This is a genomic window from Hadarchaeum sp. (SeqCode) (assembly GCF_038871235.1).
Classification (GTDB): Archaea; Hadarchaeota; Hadarchaeia; order Hadarchaeales; family Hadarchaeaceae; genus Hadarchaeum.
This window is the reverse complement of the sequence record NZ_JAVZIN010000005.1, coordinates 1-17291: the sequence shown is the minus strand read 5'-3', so window position 1 is coordinate 17291 and position 17291 is coordinate 1. Positions and strand designations below refer to the sequence as shown.

The window sequence follows — 17291 nt, the reverse complement described above, 5'->3', positions numbered from 1 at the left end:
ATCCTTTTGAACCCTTTCAGTCATGATGTTTACTTTACAATCAAGTTATAAAAATTTTTTTAAGGCGTTGTTGTTCCCTCTTTTGTTAGCCATATTTGTTTAACCAAAAGTGAAATAATAAACTTTGTTGTTTAATAGTATGCGATGAGATGGCCGAACTTGGCGTAATTTCTCTGGAAGAAGCGAAAGCTGCGCTGGATAAATTTTGGAAACCTAAACCACGCGATGTTTATGTCTCATTTTCTCATGCAATAGGCAGGGTTAGCTCAACAGAGATAAAATCAAAAATAGATGTTCCACCATTCGACAGGGCGACCTATGATGGTTTCGCGGTAAAAGCCTCAGATACATTTGGGGCGACTGAAAGCTCTCCTATTAAACTTAAGTTGGTTGGCAGGGTTCTGGCCGGAACTTGGCCCCGAATGCATCTCCGGCCGGGATCAAGCGTAGAGATAACGACAGGCGCCCCACTTCCGCGGGGAGCTGACGCGGTGGTAATGTCGGAATATGCTGTGGTTGAAGATGGGTCGGTGAATATTTATCGGTCAGTGTCTCCTTGGGAAAACGTTACTAGCCGCGGATCGGACATAAAGAAAGGCCAGATTGTCATCGGACGTTTAAAGCAGCTTAATCTTCTGGACGTTGCGGTTTTGGCAGCGATAGGTGTCAAAAAAATTATGGTTAAGGACAGGCCAAAGGTGGCGGTGATCTCCACAGGGTCTGAGTTGGTGGAGCCGGGAGCAAAGCTCAGGAAGGGAAAAATCTACGATGTTAACGCGACATCGCTCTCTGAGTCGGTGAGGGCCTGCGGCGGCGAACCAGTTTTTCTAGGCACTATTTCAGACAGATTCTCAGCCATAAAGGCTGCGGTCAGTAATGGCATTAAAATCGCCGATGTAGTTCTGATATCCGGTGGTTCGTCCGTTGGCACAGGTGATCTAACACCTCGAGCCATAGCCACCCTTGGCAGACCAGGTGTGATCGTTCATGGTATTGCCATGAAGCCGGGCAAACCGACCTTTATCGCCGTGGTTAAAAACAAGCCCATCTTCGGTCTGCCCGGATATCCCGTGTCCGCGCTAATGGTATTTGATCAGTTGGTTGCTGATTATCTCCACGAGCTTTCAGGTATTCCACGGAGCCGGCAAAGCGTTGTTCAGGCAAAGCTGGCAACAAAGTTGCTTTCAGCTAGGGGGAGGCAGGAGTTTGTTCCGGTAAAATTGGTGGAAAAAGATGGTCAGAAGTTAGCGGAGCCCATTCTCAAAGGATCAGGTGCGATAACGTCGCTCTCAACTGCAGATGGTTACATTGAAGTGCCGCTTGAGCGGGAAATTGTCGAGGAAGGGGAGAGTGTGGAAGTGAAGCTTTTTAGGGGGTGCAGTCTTGTATAAAGTTCTTTCGGTGACTGGATTTCACGGTGCTGGAAAGACAAAATTAGTGGTTTCGATTGTGAGGGAACTGGTCAAACGCGGTTATCGTGTGGGCACCGTTAAACACATTCCTGAGAAGCACTTTACTATCGACCAAACAGGTAAGGATACCTGGGCACACGCCAAGGCTGGTGCAGAGCTGGTGATTTCCCTAGCTCCAAGTGAGATAGCTAGAATTGAGAAACGTTCGGCCGGACTTGAAGAAATATTGAAAAGTTTATCGGGGGTCGATTTCGTAGTTGTGGAAGGTTTCAAAACTTTTCGTGGATTGGCGAAGGTAGTTGTGGCAAGAAACCAAGCCGAGGCCGAAAAACTCGTGGATGGGCTTACCATAGCCTGTGTTGGTTTCCGGTGGCCCACGGTGCCATCGTTCGATTTCAAGCAGGTTAAGGAAATAGTGGATCTCATTGAGCAGAGGTCCTTTCCACCACTTTTTGCTCTCAACTGCAGGCGATGTGGATTCGATAGTTGTGAGAAATTTGCTGTGGCAGTTGTCTCCGGAAAGAAACGATGGGAGGAATGCGAAGCCTTGACGGGCAGAGTCATTTTAAAAATAGACGACAAGCAAATCCCACTCAAACCATTTGTTCAGGAGTTGTTGGCTGGCGTGGTTAAAGGAATGGTAAGTTCACTGAAGGATTCTCGGGGAAAAATCATTGAGATGAGGGTGACTAATCTTGATAGATAGATATGGCCGTTACGTTAACGGGCTCAGGATTTCAGTAACTGAGAACTGTAATTTCAACTGTTTTTACTGTCATCGCGAGGGGTGTCCTGAGAGTTCTCGAGAGATGTCCCCCGATGAAATTGGTAGCATAGTTAAGATAGCCTCTGAGTTGGGCGTTGGGAAGATCAAGATCACCGGCGGGGAGCCCCTCCTGCGCGATGATATAGTGGATATCGTTGCTGCTTCAGCTAAGCCTGGGATCAGAGAGATTTCCATGACGACCAATGGTGCCTTGCTTTCAGAGAGGGCGCATGAACTTGCGGAGGCAGGACTGGACCGGGTCAACATAAGCTTGGACACGCTCGACGCCGAGAAATTTGCCAAGATCACTCAGAACGGGTCACTGGAGGAGGTCCTCGACGGGATAAACGCTGCACTGGAGGCTAGACTTGTCCCCATCAAATTGAATATGGTTTTGCTCAAGGGGATAAATGAGGATGAGATCGACAGGATGATTGATTTTGCTGGTGAACGAGGTATGATACTCCAACTCATAGAGCTGGTGGATTTGAATGGAGAGGATTTCCAAGAGCATCACTTGGCCCTTGAGGAGATTGAACGAAAGCTTGCCGCCAAGGCGATCGCGGTCAGGACGAGACGGCTAATGCAGTCGCGCAAGAGATACCTATTACCTAATGGGGAGGTTGAAGTAGTACGCCCGATGCACAACACAAGGTTCTGCGCTCACTGTCACCGATTGAGGTTGACGCCCGACGGTTACCTCAAACCATGTCTGATGAGAAATGACAATTTGGTCGATATTCTGTCATGGGTGCGGGCCGGGGATGTTGACGGGGCAAAAAAATCATTCGTCGAGGCGGTGGGCAGACGTGAGCCCTACTTTAAGAGAACAGAGAAGTGTCCGCACGCCCTGTGAATTATCTCCACGAACCACGACAATTTGCGGTTTTGAGGGCTCGATTATAGATGGTGATTTATAGATTGAAATCGAGGATTCCTCTGGTGTGGTGATGGGGGGAAACACCTTCGGCAAGATTTTTAAGATAACCACCTTCGGGGAAAGCCATGGCTCGGCAATCGGAGTGGTTGTCGACGGGGTTCCGGCAGGGATGCCGCTGAGCGAGGCCGATGTTCAGCGGGAACTGGATCGGCGTCGTCCTGGGCAGTCAATTTTGACCACGCCGCGGAAGGAGAAAGATAAGGTGGAAATTCTCTCCGGTGTCTTTAAGGGAAAAACTACTGGAGCCCCCATCTGTATGGTCGTCCGTAATCTTGACGTTGATTCTAAACCATATGAGAGAATTAGGACAAAGCCTCGCCCAGGGCACGCAGATCTCACCTACTGGTTAAAGTATGGCCATGTTGATTATCGCGGTGGCGGAAGAAGCTCCGCTAGGGAGACGATAGGCAGGGTTGCGGCCGGGGCCGTGGCAAAGAAACTTTTGGCTGCACATGGTGTGGAGATCTTGGCCCACACCGTGGAGGCGGCGGGCGTTTCTATAGATAGACAGCCAACGCTCGAGGAGATCCGAAGAAACGTGGAGAAAAATCCGATTAGGTGTGCTGTACCTGAAAAGGCGGAGATGATGATGAAGGCAATTCTGGAGGCCGCCGCAGAAGGTGACAGTACCGGAGGCGTTGTTGAGGTTCAGGCGCATGGGGTACCGGCAGGGTTGGGAGAGCCCGTGTTTGGGAAACTTGATGCCGAGATAGCTGGGGCGTTGATGTCAATCGGCTCAGTAAAGGCGGTTATCATCGGAGAGGGGGATAAGCTTGCGCGGATGCGAGGCTCAGAGGCAAACGATGCCATAGTTATAAGAGAGGGCAAGATATTCACAGCCACTAACAGGGCGGGCGGAATTCTGGGTGGAATTTCAACTGGAATGCCGATTGTGGCTCGTCTGATGGTTAAGCCTACGCCATCGATATCGAAACCACAGCGAACGGTTGATCTAGCAAAAATGAAAGGGACCGAGATACGCCTTGAGGGGCGCTTTGACCCAAACATATGCCCTAGGATAGTGCCGGTGGCTGAGGCGATGTTGGCCTTGGTTCTGGCTGATCACATGATTCGTGCGGGAAAAATTAATCCGGACAGGTTTAGTTGAAAGGGGGTCTGGTTTGGGAAGAGGTGTTGGCATCGCTTCCGCCTGTGCTTCCGCCACGGTGGTCAATGCCATCGCAGCTGGCAAGGGGGCAGCTTTTGGCGTTGATTTAAGAGTTCAGGCGAGGGTTAGACTGACCAAGGGGGGAAAGATCTCGGGTCGAATACTGGGTCAGAGGAAAGAAAGCCCGAGGCTGATTGAGATCTGTGTTCGAAGAGTTCTAGAAAATTTGGGAATGAAAAAATACGGTGCTGTTGTTGAAACTACCTCCGAGATCCCTATCGCGGTGGGATTGTCAAGTAGCAGCGCGGCGGCTAACGCGGTGGTCCTAGCTACCTTTGCAGCCTGCGACCAGAGGCCCAAACCAGAACAGGTGCTTGAAATCGGGATTGAATCTGCCTTTGAGGCTGGAGTCACGGTGACCGGTGCTCTCGATGACGCGGCAGCATCCTTCTACGGTGGCGGGGTCATCACCGATAATTTGAAGCGCAAAATTTTGAAGAGATTTAAGGTGGATCCAAGACTAGTCGTGGTGGTTCACGTTCCTCCGGTCAAGTTTTACACGTCCAAGGTGAGTCCGGAAGATCTACGCCATATCTACCGAGCAGTTCAATCAGTCCACCGAATGGCCCTGCGGGGTGAAATCTGGAAGTCCCTGACCATCAATGGTCTGCTGTACTCTACTGCGCTCGGCCATGATCCAATGATAGCTATCGAGGCCATCTCCAAGGGTGCCGTAGCCGCCGGATTAACCGGCACCGGCTCTGCCACCGTGGCCGTGGCGGAGCCGGATAAAGTTGTGGATATAGTTAAGGCCTGGCGCGCGTGGCGGGGCAGGATATTGATCACCAAACCTGCGATTGAAGGTGCGAGGGTGGAGGGAGTTTGATGGGTGGGGATAATCTGAAAGAAATACGGCGCAAGATAGATGAGATAGACGAGAAACTGATTAAGCTACTCGCGGAAAGGCTCAGACTCTCAGAGGACATCGTCGCGTTGAAGAAGAAGCTCGGGGCTGAGATCAAGGATGAAGTTCGAGAACGCCATGTGATTGACCGAGCCCGCAAACTTGCCCAAGAATTGGATGTAGACCCTGATTTTATCGAGAGCGTGATGAGGCTGGTCATGGCCCAGATGGTCGGGGAGGAGAGATTGCGTTGGGGAGGTGTTGGGGTCTGGAACCGGGTTCAGCAGGCTTTCCGGGACTATCCAGCCCAGATGAGTGTGGCCAAGGTGATGTTTAAGTACGGACTCAGAGTTATGGAGGATGGCACTATTGCTTGTGGCAGTATCAGAATTCCTGCGGTCCAGATAGCCAAGGAGGCGGGTGTTGACAGAAGGGTAGTTGATTTCACTGCTCACCGTATACTCAGCGACCCCAAGCTTCGCGAAATCTTTGAGAATCTAGAGCCAATTGCCTATCTCAAGGGGTTTGCACAGCAGTTAGGTCTGGGCGTGATAGAGATCATACCTGAAGATGCCACGAGGCCAGGAATATTGAAGGAAGTTACGGGAGTTATTGCCAAATTCGGCCTCAGCATCAGGCAGTCCGTGGCCGATGATCCCAACTTCGTGCCCCAGCCAAAGCTGACCATAATCACCGATGAGCCGGTGAGGGGAGAGATCATCGAGGCGCTGAGAAAACTCCCCAGCGTCAGGAGCGTAATAGTTTATTGACCCAGTTCAGAGCCTGACTAGCTGAGCGTGGGGTACTCCAGCTATTCTGAGGACGTTATTTTTGTCGACAATTCCGGCTTCAATCGCGTGGTTAACTATTGAGCCCAACATATTGGCGATGGTCGCATTACGCAGGGCTTGGATGCACTCATCAACGGTGGCTTCTCTTCCAGAATAGAATGATTCCTTGACCTCGATCTGGAATTTTCCCTCTTTGAATTTTTTTCCCAGAAGCTCGCGGTCGCAGATGATGACCAAGTTTTCACCCTGCGTTTGAATTATCTTCAATAAGGGCAGGCTCACACTCCCCTGACTGGGTTACGCGCCCCGCAGGCCTCACACCTCAGGACATACACCCTCTCTCTTTTTTCCAATCTAGTATCAGGCTTTCCGCATTCCTTGCAGAGTACAAACTCTTCAGCATAGCGGCGAATCCTGTCCTGAACCGTAACGGCTGAGAACTTTCCTTGGAACACCGCTTGTGCCCCCTGAATGTCACCGGCGGCACCGAGTTCCCTGAGGAGATACTTCATCAGATGCTCGGGCTCCCTGTTGAAGGCCGTGGCAATGGTCTTGAAATTCCTGAGGATGGTTCGATTACCTACCGTGGTGATGTCAGCCTCAGGTATCTGGAAACGGGAACTCTCGAAGACAGTTTTGGGTATTTGCTCGATTGCCCTTTCCAGTAGCTTTTCATAGTCCTCTTCCATTCCTTCACCTCGCCAGTCTGAACTTACCGGTTGCGGGTTCAAATACATCACCTTCGACGAACATGACTCTGAGGGCGTCGTTTATCTGGGCCAAGCTCAGGTTCAGTTCATTGGCTATCTTGATTGGGTCCACCCCAGATCCCGTGTCAAGCTTCTCGATGGCGATGGCCACTTTTTTCTTGAGTTCGTCGGGTACTACGGGAAGCGGCTCTTCTTCAATCTCCGCGGTTTCAGCAATCTCCGCAGGCGCGGTTATATTCAGCTCTTTTGGCTCCTGTTTGACGAACTTTGGCTTTACCCCGGCGGCGAGGGCCTCTCTTCTCATTGCAATTATCTCAAGTTCCCTAACTAGTTCCCAGTTGGGGTCTTCGACGCGGATAAGCAGTTCGGGGACGAGGTAAATTTCACCGTTGAATTCCCTGACCCTGCCCACGACGTCGATGATTTCTCCCAAGTTGAATTTGTCAAGCTCCTTGGCTGTCTCCTGCCAAGCTCTGAGGCTGATGGTTTCGCTCCCATCGTCAATTCTCAATGTCGCATAGCCCTGATCTTCTCTGATGAACTTGTCGACTACGGTTCCCATCACCCGAACTCTGGTGACTTGTTCTCCCCACGGGGTCAGAAGGTAGCTCGGCTGTGTGCCATCGGGAGAGCGAATATACTGACCTAGCACAACGTCCTCTATTCTCATCTTATAAGCCGCGGGCCGCATTATAATCGTGGAATATCTAGAGGCGAAGACTTATGAGCCTTCCGCGAGGGGTCATGGTTTACAGAATCAGGGGTTCCTTTGGTGTTCGGGTTCTTGGCTTGGCTTCAGGGACTTTCAATGTGGACAGCGTGGAAGGATTTGTTCGCAGGCTGGCCAAGACGGACGCTGAAGTGGGGACGGTCACCCAAGCCTTCAACTCCCTGCGGGTTGCCGGGGTGGAGCATCTCGTCCACGCCTCGCGCTTGGCCATTATCGCCTTTGAGAGCGGGCGTGGCTTTGCCAGTTCCCTTGCCATAGAACTCATCTGCTGGGTAGCCGCTGAACGTCAGATCTACCGCGCCTTTGAGAAGATGGGTGTCCGCAGCGGCAGAAATGATTTGGCGCTTGTTTCGGTCGGCAGTTCGGCTTCACAAGTGAGAAAAGCGATATTGAAAATTTTTAAGGATCTCGGCGCAATTTGGGATAATTCCCTAATGGAGATGAAGTCGGAAAAAATCCCTGAGATCCGGAGAGCCTTCTCGATTGCCCGAGAAGCTGAACTGGCCCCGATTCAGAGCATAGTGCTGGAGCGCATCGCTCTGCTTGCGTTGGAGAAATAGCTAGCTGGGTCGAAGGAACTCCAAGAGCTTCTCAAATTCCTCGTCCTTGGCCACGCCCACGATTCTGGAGCAAGCTGGCATGATGGGTTTGTTGGAAGTCACGATGTTTCCGTCATCATCAATGGTGACGTATTTGCCTGCCAGCTTTTCCTTGGCCTCGATGGCAAGGCAGAGTATCTCTCGTTCCGAACCTACATAGAGGTAGTAATAGTGTTTGCCTTGATGGTGGTAGTAAAAGAGCCAGCCTTGGTTTCTGGCGATGCTCAACAGGTCCTCTATGTCGTTGCACCAGATAGTTCGCATATGGTACAGGCCTCCTTCTGGAACTTTTCAATCCCCTCAAAAGACCCGCGCACAGTCACAATGTCGTCGGCCTTGAGCTTAACGTTGCCACCAGGTGTGATAATGTGCTTATTGCCTCTCTTTATCACCAGCACGTAGACGCCAATGGTGCCCCAGAGGTTCAGTTTTTCCAGCGTTTTACCCGCAAACCTTGAACCGGCAGCTATTTTTACCCGACAGATTTTTTCTAGAGATTCAGAGAGCGCCTTAGCGAAGACCGGGTGAAGCTCTATTTTTCTGATGACGACATCAACAATGGAATCGGCTGCATCGGTTATTGATTCCATATATCTCGCCATCTGGAGGACGCTGTTTAACTTGGCGATGTTTTTCTTCTCTTCCGCAGCGATCTTTAAGGTATCCAGCCAAGTTTGATAGTTAAACTTGTTGAAGGCTTCCTCTATCTCCCTGACTTCCTCCGCAACTTCCGTCGAGCCCAGCATGAGCGAGGAGTAGGCTAAGTCCACGGCGATGTCGCTCAAGTCACGCATCTTGGCCATCTCGTTACGAAGCTTTTTCAGCCTAGTTTCGGCGGTGAAAGGTTCGAATTTTGCTCCGGCCATTTCATGAATGATTCTTATCCCGTAAAGTGGACCCTTCACCACCAGCTCATCCTCAGCTTGAAGCTGTGCGTCCTTCCTTATTGGAGCCACCCATTCCCCATTTCTTTTGATAGCCAGTACCCAGACGCCTATACTAGATGGCAGTTTGATCTCGCGTAGAGATTTACCGTCCAAATTTGACCCAGGAGAGATCTTTAGCTTAACTATTTTCTCATCAGCGGCGCGCAGGGCATCCTTTATCACCGGATGAATGCCCATCTTCATGCTGATCAGGTCGGCCATGTCGCCGGTGGCATTAGAGATGGCCTCGGCGGAGCTGGCCACCTGCAGTATTCCGGTTATCTTATGGGCTTCCTTGACATTCCTGGCCGCTACGGCGGCCATGATCCTTATGGTGTACATCAGCTCATCCATCTTAGACTCCAGCTGGTGGACGAGATTGGCTAACTCCTTGCTTTCGTAGAGTAAGGCTGCGTAAGCAAGGTCCACCATGAGGTCAGAAGTGTCCTTCATCTCGGTCAGGAGCTCGCGCACGCTCCTCGGTTTATACTCTGGGAGCTGCATTTTCTACACTCCTATTATCTTCATCGCCATAATTAAACATGTAACTCCGATAATATCACCAATCGAGGTGACGATTGGAATCACCACGTTGTCTGGATCTAGGCCCTTGGAGAACGAGACGAAAGCGAGCCAGACGGTGCAGAACATCGTCACGCCTATTGCCACCATACTGGCTAGGAAAAAGGCGCCCATGATCGCGACTGATTGAACCGGGTTTATTCCGAAGATGAGAGCCATGGCGAAGAAGATAACGCTGGTGAAAACAAAGACACCTAAGCTCATGAGCCAAGTAGCTTGGACATTTCTTCTGAGTACCGCTTGTTTACCAAATTTAGGATCGATGGTACCGATGTGCAGCGCTGAGGTTAATCTCGAGCCAAGTATGCTGCAGACGTTGTTGTTTATACCGTTGATCGGAGGAACCATCACCAATATCAGCGGCAGCGTCTTTATGCTCTCCAGCTGCGATTGGAGGATGAGTCCCGCGCTTAAGGAGATCACTGCGCAGAGGATGAGCACCGGGTAGCTTTCCCACAATATTCTTTTGAGGCTGTAGGCGGTCATCTTCCTCACACCGCCAGCACAACGATGAAAATTGAGACCATGGTGATCAAATCACCGATTGTGGCCATCAGTGGCGCTGTAATGTTGTCTGGATCCCAACCACGGATGTAAGAGAAAATGGAAACGGCGACGGTCAGGACAGCTAAGATGACGCCTGAGATGAAACCGGCGGCCACTGCGACGAGAATGAGCGTGATGAAGTTAATGGCGCTTATTCCAAAGAGCAGGCTTATCAAAGAGGCGATTACCCCGATGGTGGCCGAGGCGATTAGGCTGAGGATCAATGAAGAGGCCACATTAATTTTTAATTCTTCGGTCATCGAAAACTTGGGCTCCAAGATACCAGTGTGAAGGGCAGTACCCAGTCGGGAGGCTAACGCGCCGTTGACGTTCCCCCTCAGGTCCAAAAGCGGTGGAATTATCAGAATGAGTCCGGGCAGAGTAACGGTGAGCTTCTCACTCATCCCCTCCATTATGTTTCCGGTTAGAATTTCGATGATGGCACACAGAATCAGGACGGATAGGCCTTGGATAACTATTGGTCTTACGTTGACGCTCTGAGGCATAGGTCTCCCTTAAAAGGCGTTGGTCGGCTTTCTATATACGTTTTTTAATTTCTGAGAGTCAAAACCACCAGCTGTAGTTTCAGCTGATGAAAAATGATCCAAGGTCAAATCTCTTTTTGAATGTTTTTGTATTGATCAGAACAATGGAGATTTCCACCGCAGTGACGGTAGTGATTTGAAGAATTTTAATCGTTTTTTTAAGAACGAATCGATTTTCAGTGATAACTTTATAATATAACAGGGGCATAATTTCAAGGGGACGATGCCCGCTGATGAGAAGCCGAAAACTACCTTGGACTGTCTGGGGTTATACTGTCCGGAGCCAGTTTTTAGAACGCGCATGGAGCTGGATAAACTGAACTCTGGTGAGGTGCTGGAAGTTCTGGCTGACGATCCTGCCGCGGTGGAGGACATCGGCAGCTTAGTTAAGCATCTTGGACATGAGATTTTGGAGTTCAGCAAGGAGGGCGGAATCCTCAGGTTTTTGATTAGAAAAAAATGAGGGGGTGGTATTTTGGAGAGGAAAAAAATTCTCTACCTTCAGACCAGCGGCGTTGACACACCCGAGCGGACCTATGCGCCCTTCATCTTGGCAACAACGGCTGCAGCGATGGGAATCGAGGCAACAATCTACTTCCTGATAAAAGGTGTCACTGTGGTCAAGAAGGGTGAGGCGGAGAGGATCAGGTTGGGCAGCTTTCCTTCGCTAAAACAGGTGATGGACCAAGCCGTGCAAGCCGGGGTGAAGCTCGAGGTTTGCGAGCAGAGTTGCATGCTGCTAGGATTGGGACGAGGTGACTTTGTGGACCAAGCCAAGATCGTCGGTGCGGCCACGCTAAACGACCGAGTTTTAGAGGCAGACGCCGTGATATGCTTCTGATGAGGTAGTAAGATGAAGAGGGTTTACCTTGATCACGCCGCTGGGAGGCCGGTGGATGAGCGGGTTCTCAAGACCATGTTGCCCTACTTCACCCAGAAGTATGGAAATCCCTCAACAGTTCACACTCCGGGCAATGAAGCTCGTGAGGCAATGGAGGAGGCGCGGGGCAAGGTCGCGGAGTTGATTGGGGCAGCAAAGAAGGAGGAGATCATTTTCACCTCTGGAGGGACTGAAAGCAATAACTTGGCTATCAAAGGAGTAGCGCTGAGAAATCGTGATCGAGGGAATCACATCATCACCAGTTCCATTGAGCACATGTCGGTGATTAACACCTGCAAGGAGCTGACGAAGCAAGGTTTTGAGGTCACCTATCTTCCGGTGGATAAGCATGGCGTTGTGGATCTGGAGGCGCTGAAAAGAGAGCTCACGGACAGGACCATTCTGGTCTCGATTATGTATGCCAACGGAGAGATAGGCACGATTGAACCAATTAAGGAGATCAGTGGCATAATCCACGAGCGTGGTGCGCTTTTACATGTGGATGCGGTGGCCGCAGTGGGTCAGGTTCCCATAGATGTCAAGGCCGAGGGTATCGACCTGCTCTCGCTTTCATCTAACGACATTTATGGTCCTAAGGGTGTCGGGGCCCTTTATCTTAAGTCCGGGGTACGAATCGTACCGTTAATACAGGGCGGCGGGCAGGAGCGTGGGCTGAGGTCGGGAACCGAGAACTTGCCAGGCATAGTGGGGATGGGAAAGGCGGCGGAGATAGCCAAGGCCGAGATGAAGGACGAGTCCCGGAGGCTAGCGGGACTTCGGGACAAACTAATTAGGGGTATCTTGGATAACATTCCCGTATCGTTCCTAAATGGGCACCCGACCCACAGGCTGCCGAACAATGTCAACGTCAGATTTAGCTACATCGAAGGAGAAGCGCTAATCCTAAGTCTTGACATGGAGGGGGTGGCTTGCTCTTCAGGATCAGCCTGTACTTCAAAGACGCTTGAGCCCTCTCATGTGCTGCTGGCCACGGGACTGAAGCATGAGGAGGCACACGGGTCGCTGCTGTTCACCCTCGGCAGACAGAACAGCGAGGAAGACGTGGACTATGTGCTGGGCTTATTACCTGGAATTGTGAAAAGGTTACGTGTGATGTCTCCACTTACCCCAAAGGAGTTGCTTGTGGATGTATAGTGAAAAGGTGATGGATCACTTTAGGAATCCGCGCAACATGGGTGAAATTCCGGACGCTGATGGCGTTGGGACGGTTGGCAACCCCGTGTGCGGAGACATGATGACGATCTATATCAAGGTGAAGGACAACAGGATAGCCGATATCAAGTTCAAGACCTTCGGTTGTGGCGCCGCAATAGCCACAAGCAGTATGACAACCGAACTTGCCAAGGGAAAGACCATCGAGGAGGCCTTGAGGATAACTCGGGATGACGTGGCGAAGGACCTTGGGGGATTGCCGCCAGTGAAGATGCATTGCTCTAATTTGGCCGCCGATGCTCTGCATGCAGCCATAAAGGATTATCTAGCCAAGGGAGGTAAAAGATGAAGAATTTTATAAAGTGCGAGCTCTGCCAAGCTGAGATTCAGGGAAAAAAGTGTGTTTTTGCGGTTCACAAGAGGGTTATCGGCGGCAAGGAGTACTTCTTTTGTTGCGAGAGTCACGCCAAACGTTTTGAGAAAAAATGACGGGAAAGTGAGAAAAAATTCTTTTCAGGGCTTGAGATTCCAAAATAAAAAGCGGCAGGGACTCGATCCCTCCACTACTCGTCCAGCGAGCTCACGAATCTCGACCACTTCGTTTACTCGCCGTCTTTTCGTGTTGGGATCTTTTTCCTGCAGTCGCTGTCTCGTCCCGTTCTTCCACGGAACTTACCCGCGTCCTTCCCCGGTTTTTCGCCCGGGTTTTTACACGGGTCCCCGTTGCCCGTAGGCTCCGGTTTGACCACCTCTGCAGGCTTTGATCCCTGCCGCACTATTCTTTCCGCGTCTTTGTTTTTAAAGATTTTTTGGAAAATTGAGATATTTCAAAATTGGGAATTGCGAAAAAAGCGATAATTTTTGCCAGTTAGACCTTATAGTTCATGATTTTTGAAATTTGGATGTTTAAAGAGACGAGGAAACGGTTTAGTTATCAATGGGAAGAAATTGGTGAAATTAAGATTTGAAGGAGACCGGATTTTCGCTTTGGGATGATTTCAAAATTGCTAGCGACATCATCAGCGCCTTTTTCGCGTCCGTTAAGTTTACTACCGGTTCTTCCTTTTTCAAAACCACCGATCTGAGAAAATACTTATCCTCAGTCTTGTGGCTACAGCGCTCGGTTCGAGATAGCTGTAAGGACCATTCCTTTCTCTCTCCCTCTGTTCTAAGAATTACCTTTTCAGGTCCGTCGACGATCACAGCGTTGCCCTCATGGTCCAGAATTTCCATCTTCAGCGGCGGACCTGCTTGAGGACTGTCGTCGCTAGTGAATTCGTTGCTCCAGACTACATTGTTTTTAAATCTGATCACGTTTGTCACTTGGTATCCTAATGTGCCGTACTTGGGGAGCTCCAACCATCTGATCGAGGCTGAAAATGAGATGGGTTCTGACTTCAAGATCCAGCGGGCCAGATCCATGCAGAAAATGGTCATCATCGGTATGGGTCCACCATTAGATATGTTCCAAGACCATGAATCAGGTGACCATTGCCTAGCCAAGCTGTCAGCTGGCACGAACTCTTTGAAGCCGACAGACACTGGGCTGCCGATCTCACCAGCTTCGATGAGATCCTTTACCTTCCTGAAGCAGGGGACAAAGCGGTAGTAGAGTCCCGGCATTACCTTAACTTTTTGTCTTTTTGCCAGTTCACTGAGTTGGTCTATTCCTTCCAGTTTATCTGAAGGTGGGCATTCTAGAAGGGCGGTCTTTCCGGCTCCTATGATTTCGGCGGCAACGGGTACCATGAATCTGGGAGGTATGGCGCAGATGACCGCCTCGACTTCAGGATCGCTGGCCATTTTTTCAATTTCGGTATAAAACCTCTTGATCTTGAACCCAAGTCCATCCGCGAACTTCAAATTTTCCATGTTCTTCAGGAAACTTGGACCAGGCAGCAACTATCTTTGCCTCCGGGATCTCGACCAAAGCCCTTGAATGAACCCGGGCCATAAATCCTAAACCGGCGATCCCGACTCCGACCTTTTCCATAAAACATCGTTTGTTGGACATGGTTTAAAAATTTCCGAACTGTTTTTCTGCTGGAGTGCGGATACTAAAGATGATGAAGATCGGCTGTTGCGGGTGGGGCTTCTATAAAGGTGGGCTGAAGGCCTACGCGCGAAAGTTTCCCTTGGTCGAATGTCAGCAGACCTTCTATAAATTGCCGATGCTTAAGACCGCCCAGCGATGGCGCGGTGAGGTTCCGGATGATTTCGAGATAACTGTGAAAGCCTGGCAGGCCGTTACTCATCTTCCCTCGAGCCCGACCTGGAGGCGCTCCGGGCTGAAGCTGACACCAGAGCAGGAGAGGAATTACGGCTGGCTCCGACCGACCGAGGAAAATCTTGAGGCCTGGCAGCGCACGAAGGAGATCTGTGTCGCTCTAAGGGCGAAAATTTGCGTCATACAGACCCCGCCGAACTTCAGATGTACTGAGGAGAATATTAGAAATATGGTCAGCTTTCTGAGAAGAATTGACCGAAGCGACCTTATCTTAGCATGGGAGCCGCGTGGGGACTGGCTGGAGAACGCTGACAAGGTGAAGAGAATTTGCCGAGAACTGGATTTGGTGCATGTCGTTGATCTCATGCGTCGCTGGCCAGTTTCAGAGCATCCGGTCGCCTACACCAGATTACACGGCCTAAACCCACGCGAATATGATTATCGTTATTGTTACACTGGGGCTGAACTCGAAGAACTGGCGAAAAAAGTCAAGGAACTGGAGGGAACTCATGAGGAAGTATATGTTTTGTTCAATAACACGGAGATGTACAAAAACGCTTTAGAACTGAAGAAAATCATTGAACGAATGGATTGAAAATTCATCTTTCTAAAAAAGTGTTGGTGCCGTAAATTTTCACTTTTTTGTCAAGAGGTTAACAGATAATTTTTGAAGGTCATCGCAACTCTGCAGGAGGATAGACGGCCACCGGAGGTATTACGCCTCCCTTACCAATTCTTACCAGCTCGTAAATTATGCCCAGAATCGGCTCCGTGTCCAGATAATAGAACTCAACGCCTTTACACTTGCCAGACATAAGAACTTTGATTCCCATAGCCTCAAACGCATCAAGTTCCTTTTTCAGATCTCCTTTTTGGTATTTGGCTATGTGGTGAAAACCTTCGCCCCTCTTCGCCAAAAATTCTTCATAAAGGTTTGGTCCTTTCAATGGCTCGATTAATTCTAACTCGATACTGCCTACTTTGGCCAGCGCTATTTTCATGGAGTATTTTGCGGGCACACCACGGAGTTTGGTGTCCCTGAGGTTCGGGGGTTCATATCGGTGAATTTTCCAGGGCCCAATTCCTAAAGTTTCCCAATACCTTTTAACGGCGTTATCAACATTTTTCGTGACAATTCCGATCTGTGAAATTTTTCCAACTTTAATTTTTGGCTTATTAGGGATATGGGGCATAGCAGTCAATTTAAGTTCGAGCTAAACATAAAAAGGCTTTCAGACAGCATTCGTAAAAAAGAATGGATTTCAGGCCTAAATTTTCGAGCCGCAAAGGCTTAGACCAAAGCCGCCCGGTTCAACGAGTTCCCGTATTCTCCGCCAAACCGCCGAAAATTTGTTGGTGCTCGGTATGGGTGGGAAAAAGCGTTGGGGGCCTGTTTTTCAACAGTTTCCTTTATCCCATTTTTTTCAAGCAGCGGCCTGATGGTTGGACTTGGTGAAACTTAGGGGTGATTCAGCCAGCTGTACATAATTTCTACAGGTAATCCTCCAATCTGATTTCAAAATTAAATCATGGAAAAATTCTTTGAATACCACGGCTTCACTTTCGTTGAGGACATATTTTTAGGATAGGCGTAAGGTTGGATTGAGAACGAAACTATTATTTATACTCGGTCGTATTTTATATTAGGAAAAAGTTCGAGGGGATTATTTGAAAAGAGTATTGCCGGCGATGTTGTTTGTTGTACTCCTTTTTGGGATAATAGTGGTGCCAGTGCTCGCGAAGTCAGATAGTCTAGGACCTCCAGACATCGCGCAGAAGATATTCATTCACCGCGCGAAGCCGGATAATCCCGGGAAAGGAAAGCCAGGCGGCGAAGAGGGCTTTTATAAACTCTTAGGTGCAAAGTGGAAGAGTTTCCCGGTCCATATGGAAGTTAACCCTGCTAACCCTTCTGGCCTTGGTGAAACGTTTGTACTAACGACCATAGGAACGGCGGCTGAAGAGTGGGACGACGGTGCGTACAGCGGGTGGGGAGGAGTCCCTGTGGACCTATTTGACAACACCATCACAATTACAATTAAAGGCTATGACGACCTCGCATGGACGAGCGACAAGCTTGACGGCAAGAACACGATAGTTTGGGGTAACTATCCCACTAGCGGTGTTATCGCCGTGACGATCGTCTGGTACAATACCAAGACGAAGACGATCCTCGAGTTCGACATGGTCCTTGACACGGACTATGCATGGGGGGACTCCACGACGATGGCAAGCGTGATGGACCTTCAGAATATAGTAACCCATGAGTTAGGACATGGGGCTGGATTAGACGATTTGTACCAAGACCCCGCGTACCAAGAAACTATGTACGGCTACAGTGATTTAGGCGAAATAGTCAAGAGGAATCTGTATACTGGCGACAAGGCTGGTATCACCAAGCTATACGACTAAACTCTGCCTTTCTTTTTGTTTCTTCTTCCTTTCTCCGAAG

General features: G+C 49.8%; 23 protein-coding genes. 14 read left to right on the top strand and 9 right to left on the bottom strand.

From position 1 onward, the window contains the following. The first annotated feature begins 149 nt into the window (after nt 1-149). The 6 genes from glp (at nt 150) to QXT02_RS03050 (ending at nt 5900) form a co-directional block, all read left to right on the top strand. A complete protein-coding gene (gene glp, locus QXT02_RS03075) occupies nt 150-1391 on the top strand; it encodes a gephyrin-like molybdotransferase Glp (RefSeq protein ID WP_342811872.1) in 1242 nt (413 codons plus the stop codon). Beyond that, complete coding sequence (gene mobB, locus QXT02_RS03070; protein ID WP_342811871.1) at nt 1384-2118, top strand: molybdopterin-guanine dinucleotide biosynthesis protein B; 735 nt, start codon at nt 1384-1386, stop codon at nt 2116-2118. Before glp ends, mobB begins: the two co-directional genes overlap by 8 nt. Further along, nucleotides 2108-3034, top strand: coding sequence for a GTP 3',8-cyclase MoaA (moaA, locus tag QXT02_RS03065; protein WP_342811870.1), 927 nt, complete (start codon nt 2108-2110; stop codon nt 3032-3034). Before mobB ends, moaA begins: the two co-directional genes overlap by 11 nt. Before the next feature lie 94 nt (nt 3035-3128). Next, a complete protein-coding gene (gene aroC / locus QXT02_RS03060; protein ID WP_342811869.1) occupies nt 3129-4226 on the top strand; it encodes a chorismate synthase in 1098 nt (365 codons plus the stop codon). Nucleotides 4227-4239: 13 nt separating this feature from the next. Then, nucleotides 4240-5112: a shikimate kinase gene (locus tag QXT02_RS03055; RefSeq protein WP_342811868.1), complete on the top strand. Its 873-nt coding sequence runs from the start codon at nt 4240-4242 to the stop codon at nt 5110-5112. Further along, nucleotides 5112-5900, top strand: a complete 789-nt coding sequence (locus QXT02_RS03050; protein ID WP_342811867.1) for a chorismate mutase — start codon at nt 5112-5114, stop codon at nt 5898-5900. The genes QXT02_RS03055 and QXT02_RS03050 overlap by 1 nt, the downstream gene beginning before the upstream one ends. 6 nt (nt 5901-5906) lie before the next feature. Here QXT02_RS03050 and QXT02_RS03045 read toward each other — a convergent pair whose 3' ends face one another. The 3 genes from QXT02_RS03045 to QXT02_RS03035 are packed head-to-tail and all read right to left on the bottom strand — an operon-like array spanning nt 5907 to nt 7301. After that, on the bottom strand, nt 5907-6188 hold the full coding sequence (locus tag QXT02_RS03045; RefSeq protein WP_342811866.1) for a DUF424 domain-containing protein: 282 nt from the start codon (nt 6186-6188) through the stop codon (nt 5907-5909). Nucleotides 6189-6199: 11 nt separating this feature from the next. After that, nucleotides 6200-6610 (bottom strand): translation initiation factor IF-2 subunit beta, encoded by a 411-nt coding sequence (locus tag QXT02_RS03040; RefSeq protein WP_342811864.1) that lies wholly within the window; start codon nt 6608-6610, stop codon nt 6200-6202. Nucleotides 6611-6614: 4 nt separating this feature from the next. After that, nucleotides 6615-7301, bottom strand: coding sequence for an OB-fold nucleic acid binding domain-containing protein (locus QXT02_RS03035; protein WP_342811863.1), 687 nt, complete (start codon nt 7299-7301; stop codon nt 6615-6617). Nucleotides 7302-7354: 53 nt separating this feature from the next. Here QXT02_RS03035 and cgi121 point away from each other — a divergent pair, with 53 nt between their 5' ends. Then, on the top strand, nt 7355-7921 hold the full coding sequence (cgi121, locus tag QXT02_RS03030; RefSeq protein ID WP_342811862.1) for a KEOPS complex subunit Cgi121: 567 nt from the start codon (nt 7355-7357) through the stop codon (nt 7919-7921). On the opposite strand, the gene QXT02_RS03025 is transcribed toward cgi121, so the two are convergent. The 4 genes from QXT02_RS03025 to QXT02_RS03010 are packed head-to-tail and all read right to left on the bottom strand — an operon-like array spanning nt 7922 to nt 10520. Continuing rightward, entirely contained in the window at nt 7922-8224 is a 303-nt protein-coding gene (locus QXT02_RS03025) for a hypothetical protein (RefSeq protein WP_342811861.1), read from the bottom strand. Next, nucleotides 8197-9390: a potassium channel family protein gene (locus QXT02_RS03020; RefSeq protein ID WP_342811860.1), complete on the bottom strand. Its 1194-nt coding sequence runs from the start codon at nt 9388-9390 to the stop codon at nt 8197-8199. Before QXT02_RS03020 ends, QXT02_RS03025 begins: the two co-directional genes overlap by 28 nt. A 3-nt stretch (nt 9391-9393) precedes the next feature. Next, entirely contained in the window at nt 9394-9954 is a 561-nt protein-coding gene (locus tag QXT02_RS03015; RefSeq protein ID WP_342811978.1) for a magnesium transporter, read from the bottom strand. 5 nt (nt 9955-9959) lie between these two features. After that, nucleotides 9960-10520 carry a magnesium transporter gene (locus tag QXT02_RS03010; protein ID WP_342811859.1) on the bottom strand — a complete coding sequence of 187 codons (561 nt, stop codon included), beginning with the start codon at nt 10518-10520 and terminating at the stop codon, nt 9960-9962. 262 nt (nt 10521-10782) lie between these two features. Between QXT02_RS03010 and QXT02_RS03005 the strand changes: the two genes are divergently transcribed. Genes QXT02_RS03005 through QXT02_RS02985 form a run of 5 tightly spaced genes read left to right on the top strand, consistent with a single transcriptional unit; the run spans nt 10783 to nt 13101 of the window. Further along, nucleotides 10783-11022 (top strand): sulfurtransferase TusA family protein, encoded by a 240-nt coding sequence (locus tag QXT02_RS03005; protein ID WP_342811858.1) that lies wholly within the window; start codon nt 10783-10785, stop codon nt 11020-11022. 12 nt (nt 11023-11034) lie between these two features. Next, on the top strand, nt 11035-11400 hold the full coding sequence (locus QXT02_RS03000; RefSeq protein WP_342811856.1) for a DsrE family protein: 366 nt from the start codon (nt 11035-11037) through the stop codon (nt 11398-11400). Nucleotides 11401-11412: 12 nt separating this feature from the next. Beyond that, nucleotides 11413-12594 carry a cysteine desulfurase NifS gene (nifS, locus tag QXT02_RS02995; RefSeq protein ID WP_342811855.1) on the top strand — a complete coding sequence of 394 codons (1182 nt, stop codon included), beginning with the start codon at nt 11413-11415 and terminating at the stop codon, nt 12592-12594. Next, a complete protein-coding gene (nifU, locus tag QXT02_RS02990) occupies nt 12587-12961 on the top strand; it encodes a Fe-S cluster assembly scaffold protein NifU (RefSeq protein ID WP_342811853.1) in 375 nt (124 codons plus the stop codon). The genes nifS and nifU overlap by 8 nt, the downstream gene beginning before the upstream one ends. Next, a complete protein-coding gene (locus QXT02_RS02985) occupies nt 12958-13101 on the top strand; it encodes a hypothetical protein (protein ID WP_342811852.1) in 144 nt (47 codons plus the stop codon). Before nifU ends, QXT02_RS02985 begins: the two co-directional genes overlap by 4 nt. Nucleotides 13102-13569: 468 nt before the next feature. On the opposite strand, the gene QXT02_RS02980 is transcribed toward QXT02_RS02985, so the two are convergent. After that, a complete protein-coding gene (locus QXT02_RS02980) occupies nt 13570-14514 on the bottom strand; it encodes a Gfo/Idh/MocA family oxidoreductase (protein WP_342811851.1) in 945 nt (314 codons plus the stop codon). Between the two features lie 146 nt (nt 14515-14660). Between QXT02_RS02980 and QXT02_RS02975 the strand changes: the two genes are divergently transcribed. After that, nucleotides 14661-15434 (top strand): DUF72 domain-containing protein, encoded by a 774-nt coding sequence (locus tag QXT02_RS02975; RefSeq protein WP_342811850.1) that lies wholly within the window; start codon nt 14661-14663, stop codon nt 15432-15434. A gap of 79 nt (nt 15435-15513) precedes the next feature. On the opposite strand, the gene QXT02_RS02970 is transcribed toward QXT02_RS02975, so the two are convergent. Then, nucleotides 15514-16032: a VOC family protein gene (locus QXT02_RS02970; protein ID WP_342811849.1), complete on the bottom strand. Its 519-nt coding sequence runs from the start codon at nt 16030-16032 to the stop codon at nt 15514-15516. Between the two features lie 475 nt (nt 16033-16507). On the opposite strand from QXT02_RS02970, the gene QXT02_RS02965 reads away from it, so the two are divergent. After that, nucleotides 16508-17251 (top strand): matrixin family metalloprotease, encoded by a 744-nt coding sequence (locus QXT02_RS02965; RefSeq protein WP_342811848.1) that lies wholly within the window; start codon nt 16508-16510, stop codon nt 17249-17251. The last annotated feature ends 40 nt before the right edge of the window (nt 17252-17291 follow it).

What these genes read in the sequence shown, in the direction of transcription:
- nifS (WP_342811855.1), top strand. Translation starts at nt 11,413, where the DNA reads ATGAAGAGGGTTTACCTTGATCACGCCGCTGGGAGGCCGGTGGATGAG.
- QXT02_RS03020 (WP_342811860.1), bottom strand. Translation starts at nt 9,390, where the DNA reads ATGCAGCTCCCAGAGTATAAACCGAGGAGCGTGCGCGAGCTCCTGACC.
- glp (WP_342811872.1), top strand. Translation starts at nt 150, where the DNA reads ATGGCCGAACTTGGCGTAATTTCTCTGGAAGAAGCGAAAGCTGCGCTG.
- QXT02_RS03040 (WP_342811864.1), bottom strand. Translation starts at nt 6,610, where the DNA reads ATGGAAGAGGACTATGAAAAGCTACTGGAAAGGGCAATCGAGCAAATA.
- aroC (WP_342811869.1), top strand. Translation starts at nt 3,129, where the DNA reads ATGGGGGGAAACACCTTCGGCAAGATTTTTAAGATAACCACCTTCGGG.
- nifU (WP_342811853.1), top strand. Translation starts at nt 12,587, where the DNA reads ATGTATAGTGAAAAGGTGATGGATCACTTTAGGAATCCGCGCAACATG.
- QXT02_RS02985 (WP_342811852.1), top strand. Translation starts at nt 12,958, where the DNA reads ATGAAGAATTTTATAAAGTGCGAGCTCTGCCAAGCTGAGATTCAGGGA.
- QXT02_RS03010 (WP_342811859.1), bottom strand. Translation starts at nt 10,520, where the DNA reads ATGCCTCAGAGCGTCAACGTAAGACCAATAGTTATCCAAGGCCTATCC.
- QXT02_RS03005 (WP_342811858.1), top strand. Translation starts at nt 10,783, where the DNA reads ATGCCCGCTGATGAGAAGCCGAAAACTACCTTGGACTGTCTGGGGTTA.
- QXT02_RS03015 (WP_342811978.1), bottom strand. Translation starts at nt 9,954, where the DNA reads ATGACCGCCTACAGCCTCAAAAGAATATTGTGGGAAAGCTACCCGGTG.
- QXT02_RS03035 (WP_342811863.1), bottom strand. Translation starts at nt 7,301, where the DNA reads ATGAGAATAGAGGACGTTGTGCTAGGTCAGTATATTCGCTCTCCCGAT.
- QXT02_RS03050 (WP_342811867.1), top strand. Translation starts at nt 5,112, where the DNA reads ATGGGTGGGGATAATCTGAAAGAAATACGGCGCAAGATAGATGAGATA.
- QXT02_RS03025 (WP_342811861.1), bottom strand. Translation starts at nt 8,224, where the DNA reads ATGCGAACTATCTGGTGCAACGACATAGAGGACCTGTTGAGCATCGCC.
- cgi121 (WP_342811862.1), top strand. Translation starts at nt 7,355, where the DNA reads ATGAGCCTTCCGCGAGGGGTCATGGTTTACAGAATCAGGGGTTCCTTT.
- QXT02_RS02970 (WP_342811849.1), bottom strand. Translation starts at nt 16,032, where the DNA reads ATGCCCCATATCCCTAATAAGCCAAAAATTAAAGTTGGAAAAATTTCA.